26 protein-coding genes are annotated in these 22,365 nt (G+C 64.7%); 9 read left to right on the forward strand and 17 right to left on the reverse strand.

Annotated features, from left to right (window positions below):
- Positions 1–231: 231 nt before the first annotated feature.
- Positions 232–639 carry a hypothetical protein gene (locus ACUXVE_RS08525; RefSeq protein ID WP_445514209.1) on the forward strand — a complete coding sequence of 136 codons (408 nt, stop codon included), beginning with the start codon at positions 232–234 and terminating at the stop codon, positions 637–639.
- 73 nt (positions 640–712) lie between these two features.
- Here ACUXVE_RS08525 and ACUXVE_RS08530 read toward each other — a convergent pair whose 3' ends face one another.
- Entirely contained in the window at positions 713–1,072 is a 360-nt protein-coding gene (locus ACUXVE_RS08530) for a helix-turn-helix domain-containing protein (RefSeq protein WP_222388989.1), read from the reverse strand.
- A 520-nt stretch (positions 1,073–1,592) separates the two neighbouring features.
- Between ACUXVE_RS08530 and ACUXVE_RS08535 the strand changes: the two genes are divergently transcribed.
- The gene (locus tag ACUXVE_RS08535; protein WP_222388990.1) at positions 1,593–2,456 is read left to right on the forward strand and encodes a Smlt3025 familytype IV secretion system inhibitor; all 864 of its coding nucleotides are present in this window, start codon (positions 1,593–1,595) and stop codon (positions 2,454–2,456) included.
- A gap of 19 nt (positions 2,457–2,475) precedes the next feature.
- The gene (locus tag ACUXVE_RS08540) at positions 2,476–3,801 is read left to right on the forward strand and encodes a Smlt3024 family type IV secretion system effector (protein WP_445514210.1); all 1,326 of its coding nucleotides are present in this window, start codon (positions 2,476–2,478) and stop codon (positions 3,799–3,801) included.
- Between the two features lie 45 nt (positions 3,802–3,846).
- On the opposite strand, the gene ACUXVE_RS08545 is transcribed toward ACUXVE_RS08540, so the two are convergent.
- From ACUXVE_RS08545 to ACUXVE_RS08580, 8 genes are all read right to left on the reverse strand, one after another.
- A complete protein-coding gene (locus tag ACUXVE_RS08545) occupies positions 3,847–4,224 on the reverse strand; it encodes an EF-hand domain-containing protein (protein ID WP_134833383.1) in 378 nt (125 codons plus the stop codon).
- A gap of 31 nt (positions 4,225–4,255) precedes the next feature.
- Positions 4,256–4,642: a hypothetical protein gene (locus ACUXVE_RS08550; RefSeq protein WP_445514211.1), complete on the reverse strand. Its 387-nt coding sequence runs from the start codon at positions 4,640–4,642 to the stop codon at positions 4,256–4,258.
- 90 nt (positions 4,643–4,732) lie between these two features.
- The gene (locus ACUXVE_RS08555; RefSeq protein ID WP_445514212.1) at positions 4,733–6,685 is read right to left on the reverse strand and encodes a MacB family efflux pump subunit; all 1,953 of its coding nucleotides are present in this window, start codon (positions 6,683–6,685) and stop codon (positions 4,733–4,735) included.
- Between the two features lie 8 nt (positions 6,686–6,693).
- Entirely contained in the window at positions 6,694–7,884 is a 1,191-nt protein-coding gene (locus ACUXVE_RS08560; protein ID WP_445514213.1) for an efflux RND transporter periplasmic adaptor subunit, read from the reverse strand.
- Positions 7,885–8,020: 136 nt separating this feature from the next.
- Positions 8,021–8,443: a hypothetical protein gene (locus ACUXVE_RS08565; protein WP_222390891.1), complete on the reverse strand. Its 423-nt coding sequence runs from the start codon at positions 8,441–8,443 to the stop codon at positions 8,021–8,023.
- Positions 8,444–8,531: 88 nt separating this feature from the next.
- Positions 8,532–8,714 carry a hypothetical protein gene (locus tag ACUXVE_RS08570; RefSeq protein WP_445514214.1) on the reverse strand — a complete coding sequence of 61 codons (183 nt, stop codon included), beginning with the start codon at positions 8,712–8,714 and terminating at the stop codon, positions 8,532–8,534.
- Positions 8,715–8,764: 50 nt separating this feature from the next.
- Positions 8,765–10,114 (reverse strand): sensor histidine kinase, encoded by a 1,350-nt coding sequence (locus ACUXVE_RS08575; protein WP_445514215.1) that lies wholly within the window; start codon positions 10,112–10,114, stop codon positions 8,765–8,767.
- Positions 10,114–10,788, reverse strand: coding sequence for a response regulator transcription factor (locus ACUXVE_RS08580; RefSeq protein ID WP_025878734.1), 675 nt, complete (start codon positions 10,786–10,788; stop codon positions 10,114–10,116). The genes ACUXVE_RS08575 and ACUXVE_RS08580 overlap by 1 nt, the downstream gene beginning before the upstream one ends.
- A 211-nt stretch (positions 10,789–10,999) precedes the next feature.
- Here ACUXVE_RS08580 and ACUXVE_RS08585 point away from each other — a divergent pair, with 211 nt between their 5' ends.
- A complete protein-coding gene (locus ACUXVE_RS08585) occupies positions 11,000–11,281 on the forward strand; it encodes a hypothetical protein (RefSeq protein WP_059064492.1) in 282 nt (93 codons plus the stop codon).
- Between the two features lie 57 nt (positions 11,282–11,338).
- On the opposite strand, the gene ACUXVE_RS08590 is transcribed toward ACUXVE_RS08585, so the two are convergent.
- The gene (locus ACUXVE_RS08590; RefSeq protein ID WP_445514216.1) at positions 11,339–13,480 is read right to left on the reverse strand and encodes a TonB-dependent siderophore receptor; all 2,142 of its coding nucleotides are present in this window, start codon (positions 13,478–13,480) and stop codon (positions 11,339–11,341) included.
- Positions 13,481–13,553: 73 nt separating this feature from the next.
- Complete coding sequence (locus ACUXVE_RS08595) at positions 13,554–14,198, reverse strand: TetR/AcrR family transcriptional regulator (RefSeq protein ID WP_445514217.1); 645 nt, start codon at positions 14,196–14,198, stop codon at positions 13,554–13,556.
- 82 nt (positions 14,199–14,280) lie between these two features.
- On the opposite strand from ACUXVE_RS08595, the gene ACUXVE_RS08600 reads away from it, so the two are divergent.
- The gene (locus ACUXVE_RS08600) at positions 14,281–15,816 is read left to right on the forward strand and encodes an FAD-dependent monooxygenase (RefSeq protein ID WP_445514218.1); all 1,536 of its coding nucleotides are present in this window, start codon (positions 14,281–14,283) and stop codon (positions 15,814–15,816) included.
- 38 nt (positions 15,817–15,854) lie between these two features.
- Here ACUXVE_RS08600 and ACUXVE_RS08605 read toward each other — a convergent pair whose 3' ends face one another.
- The 4 genes from ACUXVE_RS08605 to ACUXVE_RS08620 form a co-directional block, all read right to left on the reverse strand.
- Positions 15,855–16,103, reverse strand: coding sequence for a hypothetical protein (locus ACUXVE_RS08605; RefSeq protein WP_445514219.1), 249 nt, complete (start codon positions 16,101–16,103; stop codon positions 15,855–15,857).
- 129 nt (positions 16,104–16,232) lie between these two features.
- Complete coding sequence (locus ACUXVE_RS08610; protein WP_132824804.1) at positions 16,233–16,502, reverse strand: hypothetical protein; 270 nt, start codon at positions 16,500–16,502, stop codon at positions 16,233–16,235.
- A 144-nt stretch (positions 16,503–16,646) separates the two neighbouring features.
- The gene (locus ACUXVE_RS08615) at positions 16,647–16,823 is read right to left on the reverse strand and encodes a hypothetical protein (RefSeq protein ID WP_222389008.1); all 177 of its coding nucleotides are present in this window, start codon (positions 16,821–16,823) and stop codon (positions 16,647–16,649) included.
- Positions 16,824–16,832: 9 nt separating this feature from the next.
- Entirely contained in the window at positions 16,833–17,081 is a 249-nt protein-coding gene (locus ACUXVE_RS08620) for a hypothetical protein (RefSeq protein WP_025878727.1), read from the reverse strand.
- A gap of 177 nt (positions 17,082–17,258) precedes the next feature.
- Here ACUXVE_RS08620 and ACUXVE_RS08625 point away from each other — a divergent pair, with 177 nt between their 5' ends.
- Positions 17,259–17,546, forward strand: coding sequence for a barstar family protein (locus tag ACUXVE_RS08625; protein WP_222389009.1), 288 nt, complete (start codon positions 17,259–17,261; stop codon positions 17,544–17,546).
- Between the two features lie 91 nt (positions 17,547–17,637).
- Here the strand turns inward: ACUXVE_RS08625 and ACUXVE_RS08630 are convergent, their stop codons facing one another.
- Together ACUXVE_RS08630 and ACUXVE_RS08635 are read right to left on the reverse strand one after the other, a co-directional pair.
- Positions 17,638–18,846 carry an MFS transporter gene (locus tag ACUXVE_RS08630; protein WP_445514220.1) on the reverse strand — a complete coding sequence of 403 codons (1,209 nt, stop codon included), beginning with the start codon at positions 18,844–18,846 and terminating at the stop codon, positions 17,638–17,640.
- A gap of 77 nt (positions 18,847–18,923) precedes the next feature.
- Entirely contained in the window at positions 18,924–19,376 is a 453-nt protein-coding gene (locus ACUXVE_RS08635) for a phosphohydrolase (protein ID WP_445514221.1), read from the reverse strand.
- Between the two features lie 122 nt (positions 19,377–19,498).
- On the opposite strand from ACUXVE_RS08635, the gene ACUXVE_RS08640 reads away from it, so the two are divergent.
- The 3 genes from ACUXVE_RS08640 to ACUXVE_RS08650 all read left to right on the forward strand — a co-directional run bounded on the left by ACUXVE_RS08640 (position 19,499) and on the right by ACUXVE_RS08650 (position 22,335).
- Positions 19,499–19,756 (forward strand): hypothetical protein, encoded by a 258-nt coding sequence (locus ACUXVE_RS08640; RefSeq protein ID WP_025878723.1) that lies wholly within the window; start codon positions 19,499–19,501, stop codon positions 19,754–19,756.
- Between the two features lie 36 nt (positions 19,757–19,792).
- Positions 19,793–21,472, forward strand: coding sequence for a type IV secretory system conjugative DNA transfer family protein (locus tag ACUXVE_RS08645; RefSeq protein WP_445514222.1), 1,680 nt, complete (start codon positions 19,793–19,795; stop codon positions 21,470–21,472).
- 416 nt (positions 21,473–21,888) lie between these two features.
- Entirely contained in the window at positions 21,889–22,335 is a 447-nt protein-coding gene (locus ACUXVE_RS08650) for a hypothetical protein (protein ID WP_025878721.1), read from the forward strand.
- Positions 22,336–22,365 lie beyond the last annotated feature (30 nt).

Raw genomic sequence — 22,365 nt, forward strand, 5'->3', positions numbered from 1 at the left:
GCGTCGCCAAGGCACCTGCCTCGGCCGGGATTGGCGTCCCGAACTTACGTATCACTACGGATCGTGTTGCAGCCACAACTGCAATAACGACAATGCACCGTCTGCCAGTCCATGGCGGACGGTGCGTGGGGATCTCTCGATCCGCCGGCTTTAGTGGTACGTATCCGGCACGCCAACCCGCACCGTCCGCCACCTTGCATCTGCGGGTGGCCACACCGTGAGGTTGCCGCCATGCCTGACCTGCTTCCCGACTATCCCCGTCTGCACGCGCTGCTCGGCGATGCCGTGCGCGATCTTCCCAATGCTCTCGCCGAAAAGATGGAAGACGCACTCAGTGATGCCGCCGAGTCCGTGCCGCCATCGGCGTTCTTCACGTTCCTGCAAAGCCACGGCAAAGGCCGCCGTGCGGATGGCGCGCCCTGGAGCGAAACCCGCCTCACACCCGGCCGCGCATTCGATCTGGCCCTGGCCACCCGCAGCGCCTCGGGCATCACCGCGCTCACTGCCATGTTGCACGCCGCACACGTAGCCCGGGAGAACGACGAACCGGGCTTCTATCCGTCGGCGGCGCTGGTCGATGGGCTGTTTGATGCCTGCGAAGCGCTGTCGCTGCAGGTGGAGCGCTGTCTCGACCCTTGATTCACAGGTGCGCCGCAACGGGAAGGGTGGGGACTTCCAACGTGGTCCCCATGCCTGGGGTTCAAGCGCCGTGCTAGTCGCTGTCGCTTTCTGCTTGCTCTGCGACGCTCGACCGCTTCGCGCGCTCTTTCAATTCGGCGGCCAGGCGTCGCTGTTCTGCGTGCGGCATCCTGGCGGCTGCGAGAATGACATTGGCCAGTACATCGCTATCGGCCAATAGATAGGCGAGAGGAACGCCCAGTTCGGCAGCCATCTTGCCGGCAGTGGCAAAGTCCGGCTCCGACGTGCCCTGTTCGTAGCGTGTCACCCGGCTGGACACCACATCCTCAGACAAGCCAATGCGCCGGCCCAGCTCGCGCTGGGAAATGCCCATCGCCAAGCGCGCTTCTTTGAGGCGCTTGGTGAACTGGTCGCGGAGAGGTGTGGGGGACATTACCCGCCTGGGCGCATCCTGTAACGGTCTACAGGATGGCAACCGGCCCACATTTCGTATGCTACATTATTTGTAGCATCGTAGGCGGGGGTGGGGCATGAAGCCGTCTTCGCGGCCAGCGCCGCTTGGCAGCACAACTTCGACAACCTGCCTTGCCTGCGGATACCGCGGCCCGATGGCCATCCGCAATGGCCGCGGGCATTGGTCTAGCTCCGGGTGGGCATTCACGCTTCTCGCGCTGCTTGGCGGTGCAGTTGGTTTCGTATTGATGGGCGTCACCGGGATGCTGGCCATGTCGATACTGATCGGCATTGTGGGCGCACTCGCGGTCCGCCCGGCATCTGCCTACCACTCCTGCCCGCGATGCCACGTCGATCTGCAGTGGCGTTGAATGTGCCAACTGGTACGGCGACGGAGGTGCGTAGGAAAAGTCTGATCGTGGGCAGGTAGTGATGACGTTCCTGTCCCGTTGATCGGCCTTTGCCTATAGTGGAGCCAAACCCCGCAATGGAATGGCCCGATGCACCCGATGTCCTCCGGCCGGTGCTTGGCACTCGCAATCGCCGTTGCTGTGAGCGCCAGTGCCTGCGCACGACCGCCGTCCACCGAAAACGAAAGGAATCCTGCCATGTCCGGCGCAACGCAGACCGGCCGCACCCTCAACGGCCACACCTATACCAACGCGCCCGTCGACGTGAAGCTGGGGCCAAACACCTTCCGTATCCCCGCCAACTATCTGGACAGCCAGATTGCGCCATGGCCGGGTGAAGGCGTTTCGCTGGTCATTGAATGGCCGGACATGACGCCAACCGCACCGGGCGCACGGGCCAATCCCCGTACGAATGATTTCCGCAAGGAAATTTCCGTTCGGATCAATTACGTTGATCGCGTTCCCATCGAAGACTTGATGGAGCGCTACGCGTCCAACGAGGCCCTTGCCGAGGCGGATTCGGTGGAACGCGGAGATCCCAGGGATAGGCTCGATCTTCGAATTCCCCAGCCTGAGACAATGGGGTTGACGCCGTACGCCATCGACGAAGCGGCGATGAAGGAGTTCGCAAAGCGCTACGAGGCGCGATATGGGAAGGCTCCCGTCAGGAATCCAGCTTACGAAAGGGACTGGTACATCGCACGACAAGCCGATGGCCGGATCAGCACGTTCATCAAGTGTGATGCCGAGGGCTTTCGTCAGGATGGCGTGCGGCTGGAGGGGGATCAGGTGATCAGCGTGCAAGGTGAGGTTGCCGCCGGCTGTGTTCACTACTTCGTGGATAGTGACAACAAGCTCTCCGTTACCCTGGACTACAAGAGAGCCTTCCTGAAGGACTGGAAGCGTATGGAAGACGCTGTCAGAGATGTCATCACGCGCACCCGATCCAATTGATCCAAGGAAGGATTCAGGCATGAGTGGATTGACCGAACATGACCTCAGGATCCTTGGCAGCTATGCCAAGGATGGCAACCGCGAGCTCTATTGGAACTACCTGTCGCAGTTGCCGGACGCCGACGGTTACGGAACGCTGGCACTGGGTGTCGTCAGGAATGACAGCCTGCCAGGAAGGGTTGCGAACAGCTACGCGCAAAGCGTTGCCAGGACGCAGCAAGATGAAGGTTCCCGGTTTCCGAACGCCGAATTGACCGAGCGCCAGTGGGAATCGTTTGGGCAGACACTGCTTGATAGAGATCTGGAGCTACGGCAGAAGTGGATGGCCGAACGCCGCCCGGACCTGGCGCTGAACCTGCCTGGGGCTGACGTGATGCTGGCCCACGACCGCGCCTTCGATCAGCATCATCTGGATCCCAATTGCTGGACACCCCGCGTGCTGCTTCAGGCCGCACTGGAAAAGAGTGGCCCGCAGAAGCTCGAGCAGATCTGGAGCAACATGCTCGACAACGATGGGGCCGGATTGCCTCGGGTGGGAAGTACCAGCCGCGATGCCATCACCCAGATGGGATTGAGCAAGGGGAGCCAGTACCTCGGCACGCTGACGTTCCATGAAGTCACCCAGGCCCTGGGTGGCCGCTCCTCGGTCGACCCCAACGTCATTGGCGGCCTCAATTCCTACGCGTTGTACTTTGAAAAGGACGGCAAGTGGGTCAGTATCACCTCCGGCGGTGGGCACAGTTCGCTGCGCGAGATTACCGATCCGCCCCGCATCGCCGAACTCAACGATGCCCGCGAAGTCCGCCTGGAGCGCCAGCAGAAGGCCACCCAGTTCCACCCGGAAGACCCGTACCGAACCATCACCCGCAGTCCGCTTACCGCATCGGCAGATGGCCTGCCGGATCTCCAGCGCACACCCACCCGTCTGGCGGACATTGGACCGGGCCACGCCGAGTACAGTCTGCTGCAGCAGGTCAGCGGGCATGTCGCCGGCATCGACGCCAGAGCAGGACGCACGCCGGATGAAAGCAGTGAACGTCTGACCGCCAGCGTGATGGTCCTGGCTCGGCAGAACAACCTGGACCGTGCCGACCATGTGCTGCTCAGCGCGCAGACGGCGGACAGCCCAGCTGGCCGCAACGTGTTCGTGGTGCAGGGCGAGATGAACGACCCGGCACACCTGAGGGCTTCCATGCCCACCGATGTGGCTGTGCAGACGCCGGTAGAGCAGTCGTTGCAGCGTCTGGAGCTGGCCAGTGCAGAACGGCAACAAGCCCAGTCCCAGCGTCAGCAGCAGGAACTGGACAACCAGGTGCGCGAGCATCCGGCAATGCGCCTGGCATAGTGCACAGCAAGGGGCAGTGGGGTATTCCCATTGTCCCCGCACCCGTCACTTGCCCGGTGCGTCGGCAGTCTGCGCCGCCACCATCGCCTGCTGCATTTCCTTCAGCGACAGGTAGCCATCGCCGTCGGTATCCAGCCCCGTGAAGTACTTCGCAATTTCCGGCACCACGGTCGCTTCTTCCTTGCTGATCTTTCCGTCCTTGTTCTTGTCCATCGCAGCGAACGCGGCATCGATCGAGTCAGCCTGCTTGCTGAAGCGTGCCTGCTGATACGTAGCAAACTCGCCCTTGTCGACGCGACCGTCCTTGTTGCTGTCCATCGCGGTGAAGGTGGAATCGATATAGGCCTGTTTCGGGTCGGCTGGCGCCGCCTGTGCAAGCAGCGGGGCGGCGCACAGCGCGATCAGCAGGGCGGTCTTGTTCATATGCATTGCATGTAGTCCTTGATCGAGGGAGTCAGCGGCAGGGGTAGGTGTAGCCATCGCGGTCGCGATAGCTGTCGGTACGCCGGTCGTAGTTGCCGTAGCGGTTCATGCAGTAGTCGGCGCGCTCGCGTGTTTCCCGCTCGCGCTTCGCCGCTGCCGCGATCACGCCCGCTACCACAGCCGCGCCCACGACGCCCACCACCACGCCCGTGGTCTTGGCATCGTGCCGACGCTCACGCTCACGCTCCCGCTCGCGGCGCTGCCAGTCATCGCGTTCGCGGTCACGATAGTCCTGGTTCCACTGCGGGTTGTAGCGGTCGCCACGCTGCGCATGGGCATCGCCGGAATACGGCATCAGCACCAGCAGTTGTGCGGCTGCTGCCAGCAGCAGCGCAGTCCTTCCTGTTTTCAGAAACATCGTCCAGCTCCTGTGCGGACATCGTCGGTAGCTGCAGTACACACCGCAGACATTGCGCGAACCTGCCGTCACCGCAGGCAATTGCAACGACTACCGGATCAGTGCTTCCACCGGGTCCAGCTGCGCCGCGCGACGTGCAGGCAGGAAGCCGAAACCGATGCCGATCAGGCTGGAGCACGCGAATGCCGCAATGATCGAGCTCGCCGAGAACACCAGGCTGAAGCCTACGTCCGCCAGTGCCAGCACCGCGCCCAGCAGCAACGCCACACCAATGCCCAGCACACCACCAAGCAGGCACACCAGTACCGACTCGATCAGGAACTGCTGCAGGATGTCGCTGCGGCGCGCGCCCACGGCCATGCGTACGCCGATCTCACGGGTGCGCTCGGTCACTGATACCAGCATGATGTTCATCACTCCTATACCACCCACCACCAGCGCGATGGCGGCAATGGAGCTGATCATCATGGTGAGGATGCCGGTGGTCTGTTCAATCGAGTGGCGGATCTGCGCGTTGTTGCTCATGTAGAAGTCGGTACTGCCGTGGCGGCGGGTCAGCAATCGTGCGATGGCCTGCTCGGCCGCTTCCATGCTGATCGCATCGGATACGCGCACGGTGATGCTGGACACATGGCTCTGGCCGAGCATCCGTGCCATGGCGGTGGTGTAGGGCATCCATACCCGTAGCAGCGAGGCGTCGCCGGCGGCGCCGGCATCTTTCTTCACTACACCCACCACGCGCACCGGCACGGTGCCCAGCAGCAGGGTCTGCCCGATGGGGTTCTCGGCTGCTGCGAAGAAGCGCGCGCGGGTGTTGGCGTCGATGATCGCCACCTGCTGGTACCCAGCCACACCCTGCGCGCCGAAGAAGGTGCCTTCGCCCAGCTTCAATCCATGCACGCGGAAGTACTGTTCGCTGACGCCCTGCACCTGCACGCTGGCGGAGCGGTTGCCACGCATCGCGGTACCCGTGGTGGCTACGCCAGGGGTGGCACTGTCCACGAACGGTTGCCCTGCCAGGGCCACGCTGTCACCTGGGGTAAGGGTCTCCACCCGCGCCGCGTGCAGGTCGCCAAAGCCGGAGCCTGGATAGATCTCGATGGTGCTGGTACCCAGCGAAGAGATGTTGGACAGGATGGCCTGACGCGCGCCCGTACCCAGCGCGACCACCGACACCACCGAGGCGATGCCGATGATGATGCCGAGCATGGTCAGGAAGGTACGCATGCGGTGTGCATTCATGGCGCGCAGGGCCATGCGGAAAGCCTCGGAGAAGCGATCGCGCACGGCCTGCCAGCCGATGCCATCGTTGCGTTGCGGCAGCGCGGACGGCGCCATGCCCGCTGCCGAGCCAGCACCCGTGGCACGATCATCGACAATCCGACCATCGCGGATCTCGATGATGCGCTGGGCGTGTTCGGCCACCGCCATGTCATGGGTCACCAGCACCACGGTGTGGCCTTCGGCATGCAGCTCGCCGAGGATCTTCATCACTTCCTTGCCCGACTGTGTATCCAGGGCGCCGGTCGGTTCGTCGGCGAAAATCACCGCACCGCCATTCATCAGTGCGCGGGCAATCGACACGCGTTGCTGCTGGCCCCCCGACAGCTCGCCGGGCAGATGTTGCATGCGTTCCCCCAGGCCCAGCCGCGCCAGCAGTTCGGCGGCCCGCGCGTGGCGCGCGGGGGAGGGCATGCCGGCATAGATCGCCGGCACTTCCACGTTGCCCAGCGCGGTCAGGTCGGCCAGCAGGTGGTAACGCTGGAAGATGAAGCCGAAGTGTTCGCGGCGTAGTTCGGCCAGTTCATCGGGCGACATCTGCGCGGTCTGGCGTCCTGCAATCTGGTATTGGCCGGCAGAGGGCCGATCGAGGCAGCCGAGTATGTTCATCAGCGTCGACTTGCCCGAGCCGGACTGGCCGACAATGGCCGCCAGTTCACCGGCATGGATGTCCAGGTCCACACCGTCCAGTACCACCAGCGTCTGCTCGCCGGCGGCGAATTCACGGCGCAGCCCACGTACGCTCAGCAGAGGCTCGCTCATGGGGGCGCTCATCGGGGCTGCGCGGGTGCGGCGGCGTCTTCGTCGCCGGCTTGAGCAAGAACGACCTGCTCGCCTTGCTTCAAGCCGCTGCGTACTTCCACCTGGATCTGGTCATCCAGCCCGATGGCGATGCGCCGCGCCATGGTGCGCCCGTCTGCACCGCGAACCTGCACGCTGTAGCTGCCGTCGCCGGCCCGCGCACCCAGCGCGGCGGAGGGGATGGTCAGCACGTTGTTGGCACGGCCGAGCACGATGCGCACCTGGGCGGTCATGTAGCTGCGCAGGCGCCCATCACTGTTGTCCACGTCGAACTGGCCGTTGTAGTACATGGCGGTACGGCTGCCGGCGGACAACGCCGGTGACGTGAGGCTGGATGCATCTTCGTTGGTGATCGATTCGGGCGCGGGCGCAATGTCGCGCAGCGTGCTGCTGTAGCGGCGGCCCGCATCGCCAAGGATGGTGAAGAAGGCCTCCTGGCCGACCGTGGTGTGCACAACGTCGGCCTCGGAGATTTCGGCATAGACAGTCATCACGTCCTGGTTGCCCAGCATGACGATGGTGGGTGCGCTCTGTACCGCGTTCACCGTCTGCCCCTGACGGGCGACCACCGCCAGCACCGTGCCATCGGTAGGCGCGGTGATGCGGGTGTATTCCAGATTGGTCTGCGCGATGTCCACCTCGGTCTGCCGCTGCACGATCTCCCCATCCAGCGCTTTGATCTGTTCGCGTGTCGCCTCCACCTTGGCGGTGGCTGCGTCGAAGTCCGCGCGGGCAACCAGCTGCGATGCGACCAGCCGTTGCTGCCGCCGCAGGGTCAGTTCGAACTGGCGCAGATCGGTGGCCAGTGCATCGCGGTTGGCGCGTGCGGTGCGCTGCGCTGCCTGCGCACTCAGCAGTGCATTGCGCTGGGTACGGGAGTCGATGTCGGCAATCGGGTCACCTGCCTTCACCTTGTCGCCCAGCTTCACGTGCAGGGTTTCGATGCGTCCGGAAACCTGCGCGCCCACGCTTACCAGCCGTGATGGCTTCAGGGTGCCGGTGGCTTCCACCACCTGTTCGATGTTTCCGCGCACCACGGGCGCGAGCTGCAGCGGTGGTGGCGGTGCCGGTCGGAGCCAGAGCCAGGCAGCAATGGCAGTGCACAGTACGGCACCGGCGGTCATCAGCAGTCGGCGGTGTTTACGCGGTGGCGTGCTCATTCGCACTGCATCCAGAAGGGGCAGGTCATCGGTGGTCCTCGCGGCAGGAGAGATGCACGCGCCGGGTACCGGGCGTGGATGGCCGTCGAGTCTCAACGTGATGGATTGCGTGAACCTTGCGGCGCTGTCGTGGTTGTCAGGTCACTTCCATGGCGATGACCAGCGCCACGGCGACGAACTGCAAGGCACTGCCCAGCACCAGCAACGCGTTGCGAAGGCGGTTGGACGTCATGCGCAGGCTGCAGAGCTGGCACAGCGTGCCGATCACCAGCCCTGCGGCAGCGAGTGTGCTGGTCGGCTGCGCGTGCACGCGATGTATCACCAGCGGGACCCACGCGCTGGCCAGCATCATCCACGCTGCATGCCTGTCTACGTTGCGCAGAGCAGCAGGGAGGGTTCGCGCTGTAGTTGATCGCCATGCGGACAGCGCATGCAGCACGGCATGTGCGACGACGAAGAGCAGCACTGCGCTGGTCAGTGCTGCGTGTGCATGGCGGTGCGTTGAAACCACCAGTGCACTGCCGGGCAGCAACAGGAACAGCGCGGCAAAAAGGCGCATCAGCACGTTCGGACGCTTCGCCGCAGGGATCGCGCGCAGCCACTGTGGCCAATGCGGCAGTCCGCGCGCGCGATCGGCATGCGAGCGTCTATTCCACGCAGCCGCGGTCAAACCAGATGTAGCTGGTGTCGCGCGGGATCGGGTAGAAGAGGAGGGTGGAGGAACTCCTTCGGTCACGTGCAGGCTTCCTGTCAGGATGGAACGCGATGGCACCGCAGATGCCATCGATTCGATGCTGCGCAGCGAACATTGCCGCAACCTTGCGTGTCATCGCTGTCTGCAGCGCATGGACAGGCGGCAGTCACCGATGTGCGGACGTCCTCAGTGCTCTAGCGATGGCGCAGAGGCAACGCCCGGGTGCTGTGGGAATTCGACGCGGATCAGCGCGCCGCCACCGGGGGCATCCAGAATAGTGACATGGCCACCGTGACGGTCGATCACCTGCCGCACCAGGTTCAGTCCCAGGCCGGCGCCGGTCTGCCGTGGGCGCAGTCGCTGGAACGGCTCGAACACACGTTCGCGCTGGTCCACCGGAATGCCGGGGCCATCGTCTTCCACTTCCAGGCAGCTGCCCTGCACCCGCACGATGATCTGGCGGCCACCGTGCTCGGCGGCATTCAACACCAGGTTGGAGATCACCCGTTCGACCGCGCCAACCTCACCCAGCACCGGGAAGTGTGGTTCCACCGCCACCGCCACCGTCTTGTCCGACTGGATCAGCAGGGGCGCTAGATCGGCCGCCACCCGTTTGGCCACCCGGGCCAGGTTGAGGGTTTCCTTCGGACCGTCCTTTTCCATGCGATGAAGGTCCAGCAGCTGCTCGGCCAGGGTCGCCAGACGCGCGACTTCCACGGCCAGGCTGCGCGAAGTCGAATCATCCGCGGCATCGATCTTTACCCGCAGGATCGCGATCGGCGTGCGCAACTCATGCGCCGCTGCGGCGATGAAACGGCGTTGCCGCTCGTGTCCTTCATCCAACCGACCCAATGCATCGTTGACGGCGGTTACCAGCGGCGCGATCTCCACCGGCACCGCGGTCTCGGTCAGGCGGATGCCACGACGGCTGGCCGAGATGTTGCGGGCTTCCTGCGCGATGCGCTCGACACCGGCCAGTGCCCGCCGCACGATGATCGGCGTCAGGATGATGGTGGCCAGCGCAAGCAGCAGGAAGATCGGCAGAGTGATGATGTGCGCGGCCAACGCCATCTGCATGGTCAGCGAATCGGTTTCGCCATGGGCCATGATGGTCAGCTTGCCGGCCGGTCCGCTGTGCTGGCGTACCACCACGGCCAGGCCATCGCTGCGATCACGCCCGCGCAGGTCGCCATAGGGAATGCCATCAAGGGCGCCGACCAGCGAGGCATAGGCCGGTGGCACATGACCGAAGGTGACGTGGTGCCCATGCTCGTCCTCGGCGATGAACCATGCGCCAGGGACGATCTTCAGCAGTTCGGACAGCTCCGGCGTGTGCTGCACGTACAGTTCGCCGTTGCGGTCGCGGTGCACCGCCTCGGCCGCCACCGGTGCGAAGGTCTGGATGGTGTAGTAGCCACCGCTGTCGGCACGAACCAGCACCATCAGCAGGGCGAAGAAGGCCACCAGCAGTGCGAGCAACTGGTAGATCAGCGTCTTGACGATCAGTGGGCGCTTCAACGACGGGCGACGCGCCATCACTTGCTTTCCCGCATCAGATAGCCAACCCCGCGAATGGCGTGGATCTCCACGCCCGCATCGGCGTCAGCGAGTTTTCGGCGCAGGCGCGAGACGTGCGAATCCAGGGTGTTGGAATGGATGCCGTCGTCGAAGCCATACACCGCCATCTCGATGGATTCGCGCAGCACGGTGCGGCCCAGGCGCCGTGCGAGGGCGGCCAGCACCCGGATCTCGCGCCGCGGCAGCTCCAGCCGTTGGCCGCCCACACTGGCCTCGCCCGAGGCGGGGTCGAACACCAATCGGCCGATGCTGATGGACTCCACCTGCAATCCGCTTGGACGACGGCCCGCAGCACGGATCCGCGCGAACAGCTCCTCCAGCGCGAAGGGTTTGGCCAGGTAGTCATCGGCGCCTTCATCCAGCCCGGCAATCCGGTCCGGCAACTGGCCCAGCGCGCTCAGCACGATGATCGGCACCCCGGGGTTGCGCTCGCGCAGCACCGAAATCAACGCCAGGCCATCGCCATCAGGCAGGGTGCGGTCCAACAGCACCAGATCGTGCAGGCCGCACAGGGCCGCCTCCCGCGCCAGTGCCAGGGTATTGGCCACGTCCACCACATAGCGCTCGCGCTGCAGGGCAGACTTGAGGGTGGCGGCCAGTTCGGCTTCGTCTTCGATCAGCAGGATGTGCATCAGCAGGGCTTGGGCAGGGTGGGGCCGCAGAAGGGCGGTTCGGCACGCGCCGGCACCGTATTACAGGAACATTGCGTGAACATGGCGTGCCTGCACAGCCGCCGGCAGGTCATGCAGGGACGCGATGACGCCGTGGGGACGGCGCAAGGTTCACGCAATCCAGGCGCTCCAGCCTTGGCACCCATTCGCAGTTCCCATCCCTGGAGTCACCATGAAGTTGTTCGTTCCGCTGCTGTTGCTCGCCACGCTGACCGGCTGCACCACCGCCAAGATGACCGTCACCCCCGACGGCCGTCGTGGCGTTTCCATCGACTGCAGCGGCTCCAGTTCCTGGAGCGGTTGCTACGAGAAGGCCGGGCAGATGTGCCCCGGTGGCTACGTGGTCTTCAGCAAGGATGGCGACGAGGGCAACGCCATCGCGGTCGGCAACAAGAACGGCTTCACCTCCACCCAGATGGCCACGCGCTCGATGCTGGTGTCCTGCTCGGGCTGACGCCGGTCGGGGAAGTGGCCATGCCACTTCCCCGTCGCGTTGCTCTGCAGCGCTGGCCTAGAAGCTGTAACCGGCCTGCACATACACCCGGCGCGGCTCGCCCGGGAAATGGCCGTTGCGCTCGATGAATCCGCTGGCGGCATACACCTTGTCGAACAGATTCTTGACGTTGGCCTGGAACTGCCACTGCTTCCACGTGGTTTTCCAGCTCATGTCGAACACGGTGTACGGCTTCACGCGCTGGCCATCCAGGCTGATGCGCTCATCCACGTAGTCGGCACCGAAGCCAATGGCCGAGTTGATCGCCGGCAGGTCGTAGCGCGTCCACAGCCCCAGCTTGTTGCGCGGTGCATTGGCGAAGCGATCGCCGGAGGCGTTGGTGATGCCATTGGGGCCTGCGTCTTTCACCCGCGCATCGTTGTAGGCGTAGGTCAGGTTCAGCACCCAGCGCTCGGTCACGTCGGCCAACAGATCCATCTCCATGCCGGTGCTGCGCACCAGGCCCAGCGCCGCCAGTTGGTTCACACCATTGATGACCTCGCCAGTGGCCTGCACGATGTTGCTGCGGTCGATACGGTAGGCCGCCAGGTTCAGGCTCAGGCGCTCGGCAAGCAGCGATTTCATGCCCACTTCCCATTGCCTGCTGCGCTCGGCATCGAACGGGCCGCCTGCGGCGGAACTCTGGTTGGCCGCCGACTGCGGCACGAAGCCGCTGGCCACGTTGGCATACAGGTTCAGTCCATCGCGAACGGTGAACGTACTGCCCAGGCGCCAGCTGATGTCGTTGCCATCCACGCTGCTGCCGGCAAGGCGGTCATCGTCCTTGAACCCATCCCAGCGCAGGCCGGCCAGCACGTGCCAGCGCGGGGTCAGGGCCAGCTCGTCCTGCAGGTAACCGCCATAGCGCCTGCTGCGCGTGCTGGTGCTGCGCCAGGGCAGGCTGGACAGGTTGTAATCGTGCCAGGTGCTGGCGCCATACACCGGATTGAACAGGTCGATGCCACGCACCGGGCCGGCGCCGCGCGCGAGGTCGGCGCTGTTGGCGGTCTGCGCGGTGAAGTCCGCATCCAGCTGGTACACGTCCGCACCGAACAGCACCTTGTGTTCCACCGGACCGGTGCTTACCCGCCACACCGCATTGGCGTTGGCGGTGAACGCCTCGTTGTCGCGGATCTGGTTGCGCAGCTGCCGGGTCATCCATTCGGCCACACCATCGCGGTCGCGGTCGATCAGGCCCATCGGCTCGTGGTACATCTGGTGTTCGTTGTTGCTGAACCAGCGCGCGGCAATATCCACGTCCAGGTTGTCGCGCGGCGCGAAACGGTACTGTGCCAGCGCCACCTTGGCCCGCATGTCCAGGAAGTCGCTGGCCTCGTTGTGGTTCCAGCGGCGGTCGGTCAGGAAATTACCCCTGTCATCGACCGGAACACCGCGCAGGCGATTGCCGCCCAGGTTCTGGGCAATGTCGGTGAACTGCAGCACCAGCTCGCCGGTGTCGCCCACGTCGAAGGCCAGCGAGGCATCGCCGATCACGCTTTCACTGTCGGTGTTCCAGCGCACGCCCTGCTCGTTGTCGCCATACAGGCCGGCGCGGTAGCGCACCGTGCCGGCTGCATTCAACGGCCCGGTACCTTCGATCGAGCCGGCGCGGAAATCCTTGTTTCCCATCTGCAGTTCAACGCGGCGTTCGGCAGTGGCCTTCGGCTTGCGGGTCACGTAGTTGATGACGCCGCCAGCGTCGCCACCCCCGTACAGTGCGCCGGCCGGCCCCTTCAGCACTTCCACCCGCTCGATGTTGAACAACTGCGGTACCGAGAATCCCGCATAAGGGTCGCCCCGCAGCCCGTCATACAGCACGTTCTCCTGGCGGAAACCGCGCAGGGTCACCCCGGCATAGCTGAAGTAGCTGATGCCGCTGATGCTGCGATAGAGATCGGTCACCTGGCGTGCGGCCTGGTCGTCGATCAGCTCGCGCGGCAGCACCTGGATGGACTGCGGCACCAGTTCCAGCGGCGTATCGGTACGGGTGCCGACAGCCGCGTCATCCACCCGGTACAACGTCTGTGCGCGGCCACGCACCTCCACCTTGTCCAGCTCCTGCACGCGGCTGGGCGGGGCGTCGGCCGCGTATCCGGGGGTGGCGAAAGCCAGTGTCGTCGCCAGGCACAGAATGCTGCGGCGGGGCAGGAAATGGGGCATCGGCGTATCGGGCTTGTCTGCAAATGAGAAAGATTAGCATTTGCAATGAACGGGTGCCCATCCCCCGATTGCGCTATGGACGCGCGGACGGATCCGTATACGGCGTACCAGCCAAAGCCACCAGCACGCCGGTGGCGCCGCGCACGATCAGCGGCAGCATCGCCTGCCGCGGATCGCCGCCGAACGACAGGACGCGCAGTCCCTGTTCATAGGCGGCCACCATCGACGCCATCAGCATCGAGGCGCCCAGTCGCGCCTCGGCATCATCCGCGGGCCGCCGCGCCGACGCGGCCATCAGCTGTGCCAGGTCGTCGGTCAGCAGCGCCTGCAGCTGCCGCGCATGGGCCACCAGTACGGTGCTTTGGGCCACGGTTTTCCAGAACGACGCCGCACCGGCGTTGATCCGCAGCAGCGGATGGCCGGTGTCCAGCAGTTCCCGCACCAGCCCTTGGAAGGCGGCCAGCGGCGTCATCGACGTGCGCACGGCCATGCCCTCGCGCAGCAGCTGGCGCGCTTCCTCGTCACGGTCGAACACCAGCTGTTCCTTGCTGGCGAAGTAGTTGAACACCGTCTTGCGCGAAACCCCGGCGGCATCAGCAATCTCGCTCATCGACACCGCCTCGAAGCCGCGCTCGATGATCAGCCGGGTAGCGACGTCGGAAATCGCCTGTCGGGTCTCGGCTTTGCGCTGCTCGCGGCGGCCGGGTGGCGGGGGCATGGGCGGGTCACTTGTGGAAAAGTACACCGAGTGTAACATTGTGGCCGCCAGAGTGCCGACCGGGTGCTCACGAGGATTTCCAATGCGGTACGACGTCGTCATTGCCGGGGCTGGCCCGGTGGGACTGCTGCTGGCTTGTGAACTGTGTCAGGCAGGAAGCGCGGTGCTGGTACTGGAGCAGGCGGCCTCGCCGGATTCGCCGCTGAAGCGCCTGCCGTTCGGGCTGCGAGGTTTGAATGCCCCGACGCTGGAGGCGCTCGACCGGCGCGGTCTGCTGGACGCGGTGGCAGCCGGCCAGCTGCTGAAACCGGAGAAAGGCCCGCCGCCGCCGGGAACCGCGCACTGGCTCTCGCAGCCACGCAAGCTGGGTGGTCACTTCGCGGGTATTCCGTTTGCACTGGACAATGTCGACAGCGGTCGCTGGCCGTGGCGCCTGCCCAGCCCGGTCGGCACGCAGATGGCGGTGGAACTGCAGGCGCTGGAGGCCGTGCTGGCCGAGCGCGCGCAGGCGCTGGGCGCAGTGATTCTGCGTGGTGCAGGCGTGCAGAGCGTGCGGATGGGGGCCGACGAGGTCCAGGTCGAGGCGGGCGGACAGGCCTTCCGCGGGCGCTGGCTGGTCGGCTGCGATGGAGGCCGTAGCACCGTGCGCAAGCAGTGCGGTTTCAGCTTTGCCGGCACCGATCCAGAGTTCACCGGCCACTCGCTCAGTGTTGAACTGGAAGATCCGACGGTACTCAGCCCGGGGCGTCACACCACCGCGCAGGGCATGTGCAACTTCAATCCGCCGGGCACGATCGCCCTGGCCGACTTCGACGGCGGCGCGGGCCACCGCCAGCCACTTGATCGCGAATCGGCACAGGCGCTGCTGCGCCGCATCTCCGGCCGCGAAGCAACGATCACCGCACTGCATCTGGCCACCACCTGGACCGACGGCGCACGGCAGGCCACCGTCTACCGTCGTGGCCGCGTGCTGCTGGCCGGCGATGCCGCACATGTGCATTCGCCGCTGGGTGGGCAGGGTCTGAATCTGGGCCTGGGCGATGCGATGAACCTTGGCTGGAAGCTCGCCGCCGTCGTGCGCGGCGAGGCAGCTGATGCGCTGTTGGATACCTATCAGGCCGAACGCCATCCGATCGGCGCGCGCGTGCTGGAATGGTCGCGCGCGCAGGTCGCACTGATGCGCCCCAGCGCAGGCTCGCGTGCACTGGCTGCCATCGTCGCCGATCTGGCCGAAACGTGCGATGGCGCCACCTATCTCGCCGAGCGCGTATGGGGCGTGGGCCAGCCGCTGGATCTGGGCCATACCCATCCGCTGGTGGGCCGCAGCACGCCGGATTTCCTGCTGGCCGATGGTCGCCGCATGGGCGAACTGTTGCGGGCAGGGCAGGCGGTGCTGCTGGTGTTCGATGCTGATGCCTCGTTGTGCGAGGCGGTTGATGTCGAGCGGGCCCGCATCCTGTCCATCGCGCAGCCCGCTGTCGATTCGCTGGGCCTGTCGGCGCTGCTGGTTCGTCCGGACGGCATTGTCGCCTGGGCCAGTGATGGCGCCGATGCGGCAGGACTGGCGCAGGCGGTACAGGAATGGACGAGCTCAGCTGGCAGGGAAGCAATTGCCTGAGTTCCGGCGCAGCCCGCGCAGGGCTGCGCCGCCGTCTTTCAGAGATCCTTCTTCTTGCCGCTCAGGTCCAGCGGCTGGTCACTGCCTTTGCGTTCGCTCGACCAGACCTCAATGCTCTTGCTGCATCGGCTTTCGCGGGCGGCAACCTCAGGCGGCAGGTCCTTCACATGCGGCGACTCCTGGCAGGCTGCGTGCATGGCCGAGTCATCATAGGTGGCACAGGCGCTGATCGAAACGAGTGCAAGGACACAGAGGGCGGAGCGGAGCAGGGGCTGCAGGAGGCGCATGGGGGGATCTCAAGAGGGCCGGTCTGGCCATCGAATTCAATCCGTGACCTGACTCACGCGCAATCCGACTGGCAGCACTTGTTATTGAGTAACAATTGTGGAAGTGCTCAAGGGTTGCCCGCTGCACAATCAGGCAATGCAGATCAGGAACACCGTCGACAGCGCGAGCATCAGCACGAACACGCGCCGGCTCAAGGCCAGGCAGGTCAGGCAGGCCGCCAGCGCCCATGCAGCCAACACAGCACACCCCAGCAGCCACAGCGCCACCGTCATCATCGAGCCTGCCGCCGCCGCGGAGAGTGCAAAGGCCTTGAACAGCGCCACGCCCAGGACGCTGCCCAGCGCGCCGGCCCGCAGGGCAATCGCATCGTGGCAGGTGGGGGAAAGCTGGCGGTGCATGAGGGCTGTGTCGCGCTTTGGGAGAGGGCGTGCGCAACTCTGCAGCAAGGCGGATCTACGCCGCGTGTTCGTCGCACCGCCAGCGCGCACATGCCGTGATGAGCTGACCACCGCATGTGCATGCTGCCTGCCAGTGCTGCCCGGTCAGCGCGCCGGTTGGGAGGCCAGCCTGTCGCGCCCACGCGGGGTCAGATCGATATCCGCATCTTCCGCCTGCACCGCCAGGCCTTCCTTCACGGCCCACGTCGCTGCATCGCTTCCTACTGGGCGCGCATCGGCAATGGCGCGCAGGATGGTGAGCTGTTCTTCAGTCAACGGCATGGTACGTCCTCATACGCCCAGCAGGGGCGGCAGTTGCCAGTCCGAAAGGCGCGCATTGCTGATGGCCTGATGGCAGCCACAGGCATCACAACGGAACAGGGTACCGCCCGGCAGGTGCAACAGGTTTGCGTCCTGGGCGCAGGTGATTTCCGCACAATGACGGCATGACACGGTAAGCGAAATGATGCGCTCCACGTCGCCGGAAATGTTGAACGCGGCCTCGAAGGCATGGATGGCGAAGTGGCCGGTGTCCGGCATGGTGTTCTCGGTTGCAGACAGGTGTCTCCATCCTCGTTTTCCCACCGTGATGAGGCTGTCAGGCCAGCGCGGTGGCGAAGTCAACGAGGTCCGCTGCTACGCTTCAGGACTGCGCATGCGGCTGGGATAGCATGCAGGTTGAATTTCCACTCGCCGCTGGCAACGGAGTAGCCTGCAATGGACATCGAACTGGACGGCAACCGCATCCACAGCGAGCGGGCATTCCACGAGACGCTGGCGCTCGCACTGGGTGTCGAGCGCGGTTATGGGAACAATCTCGACGCCCTCTGGGATCTGCTGAGTGCCAGCGTCGAGCGACCGCTGCAGCTGACCTGGAGCGGCCATCAGGTTTCCAGAGAGGCGCTGGGGCCTCGCTTCCAGCAGATCGTCGACGTGCTTGAGCGGGTGCAGCGCCAGGATGAGGCCATGGCACTGGACGAACGCTTCAGCTATTGCCTGCGGTAGGTTCGGTGTGCAGCCGCTGCCAGTGCGGTGCTACCTGTTGCCTCCAGGGCAACACCGTCGCCTGGGCGACGGCTGACGAACCGTGCGCAGTTCAGCGGCTGCCGGCGATGGCAACCCTGCGCTTCTCCAGCATCACCGACACGCACCACAGCAGCAGGCCGCCGACCGCCGTCGCCGCACCGACGTAACCGGTGGTGGCCGGGCTGAAGCCGGCGCTGATCGCCATGCCGCCCAGCCACGGGCCGAGTGCATTGGCGGTGTTGAACGCCGCATGGTTGGAGGCGGCGGCCAGGGTCTGCGCCTCGCCGGCCACGTCCATCAGGCGCGTCTGCAACACCGCAGCCAGGGCGCCCATCGTGCCCACGGTGATGATCATCGGTCCAATGGTCCACACCGATTCTGCAGCAAGCGGGTACAGCAGCAGCATCACGATCGACCACACCAGCACCACGGCGGCGGCCTTGAAGTGGAATTTGTCGACCAGCCAGCCGCCGGCGATGTTGCCGATGATCGCGCCGATGCCGAACACGCCCACCGCCAGCGGCATCCACGATTCGGCCACGCCGGTCACCTGCACCAGGGTCGGTGCCAGGTAGGTGAACACGCAGAACATGCCGGCAAAGCCCACCGCACCGATCGACAGCGCCAGCCAAACCTGGGTGGTGTTGAATGCCCGCAGCTCGCGCATCGGCGAGGTCCGCACCTCATCCGGATCGGGCAGCAGGAAGCGCGCGATCATCGACACCGTGGCGATGGCCAGCACGCTGACCAGGGCGAAGGCAGTGCGCCAGCTCAGCTGCTGGCCCAGCCAGGTAGTCAGCGGATTGCCGATCAGGATCGCCACCGACAGCCCCAACAGCACGCGCGACATCGCTTGCCCGCGCTGGCCGGCCGGGCTGATCGCTGCGGCCACCAGCATCGCCACGCCGAAGTAGGCACCATGCGGCAGGCCAGCGACGAAGCGCGCCACCAGCATCGTGCCGTAGTTCGGCGCCAACGCGCTGGCCAGATTGCCGACGGCATAGAACCCCATCAGCGCCAGCAGCAGCTTGCGGCGCGGGAAGCTTGCGCCGACGAAGGCCAGGATCGGTGCGCCCACCACCACGCCGATGGCGTATGCGCTGATCAGGTGGCCGACCTGCGTCTCGCTGATCGACAGGCCGCGGCTGATCTCCAGCATCAGGCCCATGCTGGCGAATTCGCTGGTGCCGATGGCAAAGCCGCCCAATGACAGGGCGAGGATGATCAGGGTGCGCTGGCGCGGCGTCAGCCGAGCGGCCAGGGGGGAATTGGGGCTCATTCGGGGGCGCAAAGGGGCGGGGAAGCGCCCCATTGTACTGCTGCACCGCAACAGGCATCAGCCGGGCTGGGGGTAAATCAGTGTTCGATGGGTGGTGCTGCCGGCGTGGCCGGCTGGCCAAGCGCCGCCAGGGCCCGTCGATACTTGTCACGCAGGCGCTCGGCGGTGGCGGCATCCAGCGATACCAGCCGCGCTTCATCGGCATTGTCGGCGATGTCGGCCAGCTTGACCTTCAGTGCCAGCGGATCCGCCGAAATTCGTGCGTAGTACGTGTCGGCATCCGCCGCAGACGTCCGGCTCAGCAGCCGGACCGCGTCCTGCAACGGGGCGGGAAAGGCCTGCACCCGCCCAGCGAAGGCCGGGCAGTCCTCGATCACATCATGCAGCCAGGCCACCGCCTCGGCTTCATCATCGCCGCGCACGGCAGCGGCCACCCGGCCAACGTGGCCGATGTAGGGGTGTCCCGCCTTGTCGACCTGGCCGGCATGGGCCTCCAGCGCCAGCATGCGTGCACGTGCTACCCAGTCCATTGCGATCTCCCCGGTGCAAGCGTGTATTGTCGTACGGACTGTCTGCATGCCGCCACCACGGCCGTGCAGGCATCATCGGACGCTGCAGGAATGGCATCTGGATTCCATCAGGGAGATGAGACATGCAGGAATACACCCATCAGCTGGAACTACGCGGCCGCTTCCGTCTGGTAGCGGTGACCCACGAGCCGGTGTACGCTCCCGGCGATGTGGTCGGCCATGCGGTCATCGTCGACGGTGGGGAACGTCTGACCGACCTGATGTCGTTGGCCGATGCGCGCCGGTACCTTGAGGAACTGGTGCGGGAAGAGGGCGTGGAGCCCGGGCTGGAGAATGAAGTCAACCTGCGGAGGAAGGCGTCGCAGCGACGCCGCCGCTAAGCCGTCGCGCCCTCGGGCGCATCATGGAGGATTCGGGTGTTGTCCAGTAAGAAGTATCTGCTCATCGCCATCATCACGCTGGCGACCCTGCTGCTTGGGTTCGTGCTTTCCGGTTACCTGACGCTGCTGCTGCTTGGTCTGGATACCAAGCTGCTCACCTGGAATACCTATTACCAGTATTTCCACGCCATCGGCCAGCCGCAGGTTGCCCCGTTCGTGGGCAAGATCAAATGGGCCGGCTACCTCGGCTTCGGCCTGCCGCTGCTGGTGCTGGCCATCGTCGGCCTGGTCATGCTGCTGAAGAAGGACAAGCGCTCGCTGCACGGCGACGCGCGCTTTGCCACCAGCGCCGATCTGGCCAAGCATGGCATGTTCAAGAAGAGCGGCCAGAGCATCGTGGTCGGCAGCCATGGCGGCAAGCTGGTGCGCCTGGACGGGCAGCAGTTCGTGATCCTGGCGGCCCCGACCCGTTCGGGCAAGGGCGTCGGCGTGGTCATCCCGAACCTGCTGGAGTACGGCGAATCGCTGGTGGTGCTGGACATCAAGCAGGAAAACTTCGACCTGACCAGTGGTTGGCGCGCCAGCCAGGGGCAGGAGATCTACCTGTTCAACCCCTTCGCCGAAGATCGCCGCACCCATCGCTGGAACCCGCTCAGCTATGTCTCCGACGACCCGGCGTTCCGTGTCTCGGACCTGATGAGCATCGGCGCGATGCTGTATCCCGATGGCTCGGAAGACCAGAAGTTCTGGATCAGCCAGGCGCGTAATGCTTTCATCGCCTTCACCCTGTACCTGTTCGAGAACTGGGATGACGAGCGCAGCAGCGGCTTCCCGGGCGGGCAGGGCACGCCGACCCTGGGTGCGGTCTACCGCCTGTCCTCCGGCGATGGCAGCGACCTGAAGAAGTTCCTCAAGGGCCTGTCCGAGCGCCCATTCCTCAGCAGCAACGCGCGCTCGGCATTCGCCAACATGCTGTCCCAGGCCGACGAGACCTTCGCCTCGATACTGGGTACCTTCAAGGAACCGCTGAACCCCTGGATCAACCCGGTCCTGGACAAGGCCACCAGCACCAACGACTTCCTGCTCACCGACGTGCGCAAGAAGAAGATGACCATCTACATCGGCATCCAGCCCAACAAGCTGGCCGAAAGCCGATTGATCATCAACCTGTTCTTCAGCCAGCTGATCAACCTCAACACCAAGGAACTGCCCAAGTCCAATCCGGACCTGAAGTACCAGTGCCTGTTGTTGATGGACGAATTCACCTCGATCGGCAAGGTCGAAATCATCGCCTCGGCGGTGTCCTACATGGCCGGTTACAACGTGCGCCTGCTGCCCATCATCCAGAGCATGTCGCAGCTCGATGCCACCTATGGCCGCGAGGTCTCGCGCACGATCATCACCAACCATGCGCTGCAGATCCTGTACGCCCCGCGCGAACAGCAGGACGCCAACGACTATTCGGACATGCTGGGCTACACCACCATCCGCAAGAAGAACGTCACCCACGCGCGTGAAAAGACCCATAGCTTCACCGAGGAGCGTCGCGCGCTGATGCTGCCGCAGGAGCTCAAGGCCATGGGGCCGGACAAGGAAGTCTTCCTGTACGAAGGCATCCCACATCCGGTCAAGTGCGACAAGATTCGCTATTACAAGGACCGCTATTTCACGTCACGTCTACTGCCAAAGGTTGACGTGCCGATGCTTGATGTCTAAGTTGAAGCCTTGAAAGTGTGACGGATGCACGCGTTCACGGAAGTGAATTAGTGAGGCGCGTCAAAGAAACGCCATACGTTGGTCAAAATTCAGATTTGTCTGACATCGAATTGACGCGTAGTTGTGCGACTCTATGCGTGGCTTGCGGATCTGTGTGATTCGTCATGCTTTCAGAGTGGCCAGGAGTTTCAGCCATGGGAACAGGGATGGTTCCGACGTTGGTGAGGGTGCGTGAAAGGGGCCTCGGATGAGGTTGCTTCACGCGACTTGGTTGGCAGCTTTCGAGCTGCAGGGGAACCGTGCCCATGTGCTGTTAAGCAGTGCATTCGTTACGTTTCCGGCGTGCATCGCGCAGTGCCGGACGACCAAGGGACCAACATCGGGACTGCTTTTTCGTACGTCAAAGTGAAGCCCGTATGAATCAGGCGTTTATTGCAAAAATGTCCATCGCCGCAGTGGCGGCGTTGATGGTGGCCGGTTGTGCCACCAAGCCCGCCCCCGACTTCGGAGGACGCTGGAAGCCGGTCAACCGTTTCGCGACGGCTCCGACCGAGATTCCGCTGTACTCCAGCTACGTCTATCAGGCGTCGCCAATGGATCGCACGCTGAAGGCCATGCTCGAGCGCTGGGCCAAGGATTCCGGCCGCACGCTGGACTATCGCCTCAGTTCGGATTTCACCCTGTATGGCGCGGTGTCGGAGATCGACACCACCAACGCACAGCAGGCCGTGATCGATCTCACGGCGGCCTATGCGGCGCAGGGCGTTTCCGTCTCCATCGTCGGCAACCAGATCGTCGTGCAGAGCGCTGGATCGACGCCGACCGCGTCGGCCCAGGATCCCGAAGCCAGCAGCGGCAGCTGAGACCGCGTCGAAATCATCGAACGTGCCGCA

Source organism: Stenotrophomonas sp. 3(2025), assembly GCF_052665395.1.

Excerpts from the sequence above, each read along its gene's own strand:
- ACUXVE_RS08590 (WP_445514216.1), bottom strand. The coding sequence starts at position 13,480 with ATGCCCCATTTCCTGCCCCGCCGCAGCATTCTGTGCCTGGCGACGACA.
- ACUXVE_RS08605 (WP_445514219.1), bottom strand. The coding sequence starts at position 16,103 with ATGCGCCTCCTGCAGCCCCTGCTCCGCTCCGCCCTCTGTGTCCTTGCA.
- ACUXVE_RS08585 (WP_059064492.1), top strand. The coding sequence starts at position 11,000 with ATGAAGTTGTTCGTTCCGCTGCTGTTGCTCGCCACGCTGACCGGCTGC.
- ACUXVE_RS08525 (WP_445514209.1), top strand. The coding sequence starts at position 232 with ATGCCTGACCTGCTTCCCGACTATCCCCGTCTGCACGCGCTGCTCGGC.
- ACUXVE_RS08595 (WP_445514217.1), bottom strand. The coding sequence starts at position 14,198 with ATGCCCCCGCCACCCGGCCGCCGCGAGCAGCGCAAAGCCGAGACCCGA.
- ACUXVE_RS08570 (WP_445514214.1), bottom strand. The coding sequence starts at position 8,714 with ATGACACGCAAGGTTGCGGCAATGTTCGCTGCGCAGCATCGAATCGAT.
- ACUXVE_RS08635 (WP_445514221.1), bottom strand. The coding sequence starts at position 19,376 with ATGGACTGGGTAGCACGTGCACGCATGCTGGCGCTGGAGGCCCATGCC.
- ACUXVE_RS08565 (WP_222390891.1), bottom strand. The coding sequence starts at position 8,443 with ATGCGCCTTTTTGCCGCGCTGTTCCTGTTGCTGCCCGGCAGTGCACTG.
- ACUXVE_RS08575 (WP_445514215.1), bottom strand. The coding sequence starts at position 10,114 with ATGGCGCGTCGCCCGTCGTTGAAGCGCCCACTGATCGTCAAGACGCTG.
- ACUXVE_RS08625 (WP_222389009.1), top strand. The coding sequence starts at position 17,259 with ATGGACATCGAACTGGACGGCAACCGCATCCACAGCGAGCGGGCATTC.
- ACUXVE_RS08640 (WP_025878723.1), top strand. The coding sequence starts at position 19,499 with ATGCAGGAATACACCCATCAGCTGGAACTACGCGGCCGCTTCCGTCTG.
- ACUXVE_RS08540 (WP_445514210.1), top strand. The coding sequence starts at position 2,476 with ATGAGTGGATTGACCGAACATGACCTCAGGATCCTTGGCAGCTATGCC.
- ACUXVE_RS08615 (WP_222389008.1), bottom strand. The coding sequence starts at position 16,823 with ATGCCGTTGACTGAAGAACAGCTCACCATCCTGCGCGCCATTGCCGAT.
- ACUXVE_RS08545 (WP_134833383.1), bottom strand. The coding sequence starts at position 4,224 with ATGAACAAGACCGCCCTGCTGATCGCGCTGTGCGCCGCCCCGCTGCTT.
- ACUXVE_RS08600 (WP_445514218.1), top strand. The coding sequence starts at position 14,281 with ATGCGGTACGACGTCGTCATTGCCGGGGCTGGCCCGGTGGGACTGCTG.
- ACUXVE_RS08530 (WP_222388989.1), bottom strand. The coding sequence starts at position 1,072 with ATGTCCCCCACACCTCTCCGCGACCAGTTCACCAAGCGCCTCAAAGAA.
- ACUXVE_RS08555 (WP_445514212.1), bottom strand. The coding sequence starts at position 6,685 with ATGAGCGAGCCTCTGCTGAGCGTACGTGGGCTGCGCCGTGAATTCGCC.
- ACUXVE_RS08620 (WP_025878727.1), bottom strand. The coding sequence starts at position 17,081 with ATGCCGGACACCGGCCACTTCGCCATCCATGCCTTCGAGGCCGCGTTC.
- ACUXVE_RS08535 (WP_222388990.1), top strand. The coding sequence starts at position 1,593 with ATGCACCCGATGTCCTCCGGCCGGTGCTTGGCACTCGCAATCGCCGTT.
- ACUXVE_RS08610 (WP_132824804.1), bottom strand. The coding sequence starts at position 16,502 with ATGCACCGCCAGCTTTCCCCCACCTGCCACGATGCGATTGCCCTGCGG.
- ACUXVE_RS08560 (WP_445514213.1), bottom strand. The coding sequence starts at position 7,884 with ATGAGCACGCCACCGCGTAAACACCGCCGACTGCTGATGACCGCCGGT.
- ACUXVE_RS08650 (WP_025878721.1), top strand. The coding sequence starts at position 21,889 with ATGAATCAGGCGTTTATTGCAAAAATGTCCATCGCCGCAGTGGCGGCG.
- ACUXVE_RS08580 (WP_025878734.1), bottom strand. The coding sequence starts at position 10,788 with ATGCACATCCTGCTGATCGAAGACGAAGCCGAACTGGCCGCCACCCTC.
- ACUXVE_RS08630 (WP_445514220.1), bottom strand. The coding sequence starts at position 18,846 with ATGAGCCCCAATTCCCCCCTGGCCGCTCGGCTGACGCCGCGCCAGCGC.
- ACUXVE_RS08550 (WP_445514211.1), bottom strand. The coding sequence starts at position 4,642 with ATGTTTCTGAAAACAGGAAGGACTGCGCTGCTGCTGGCAGCAGCCGCA.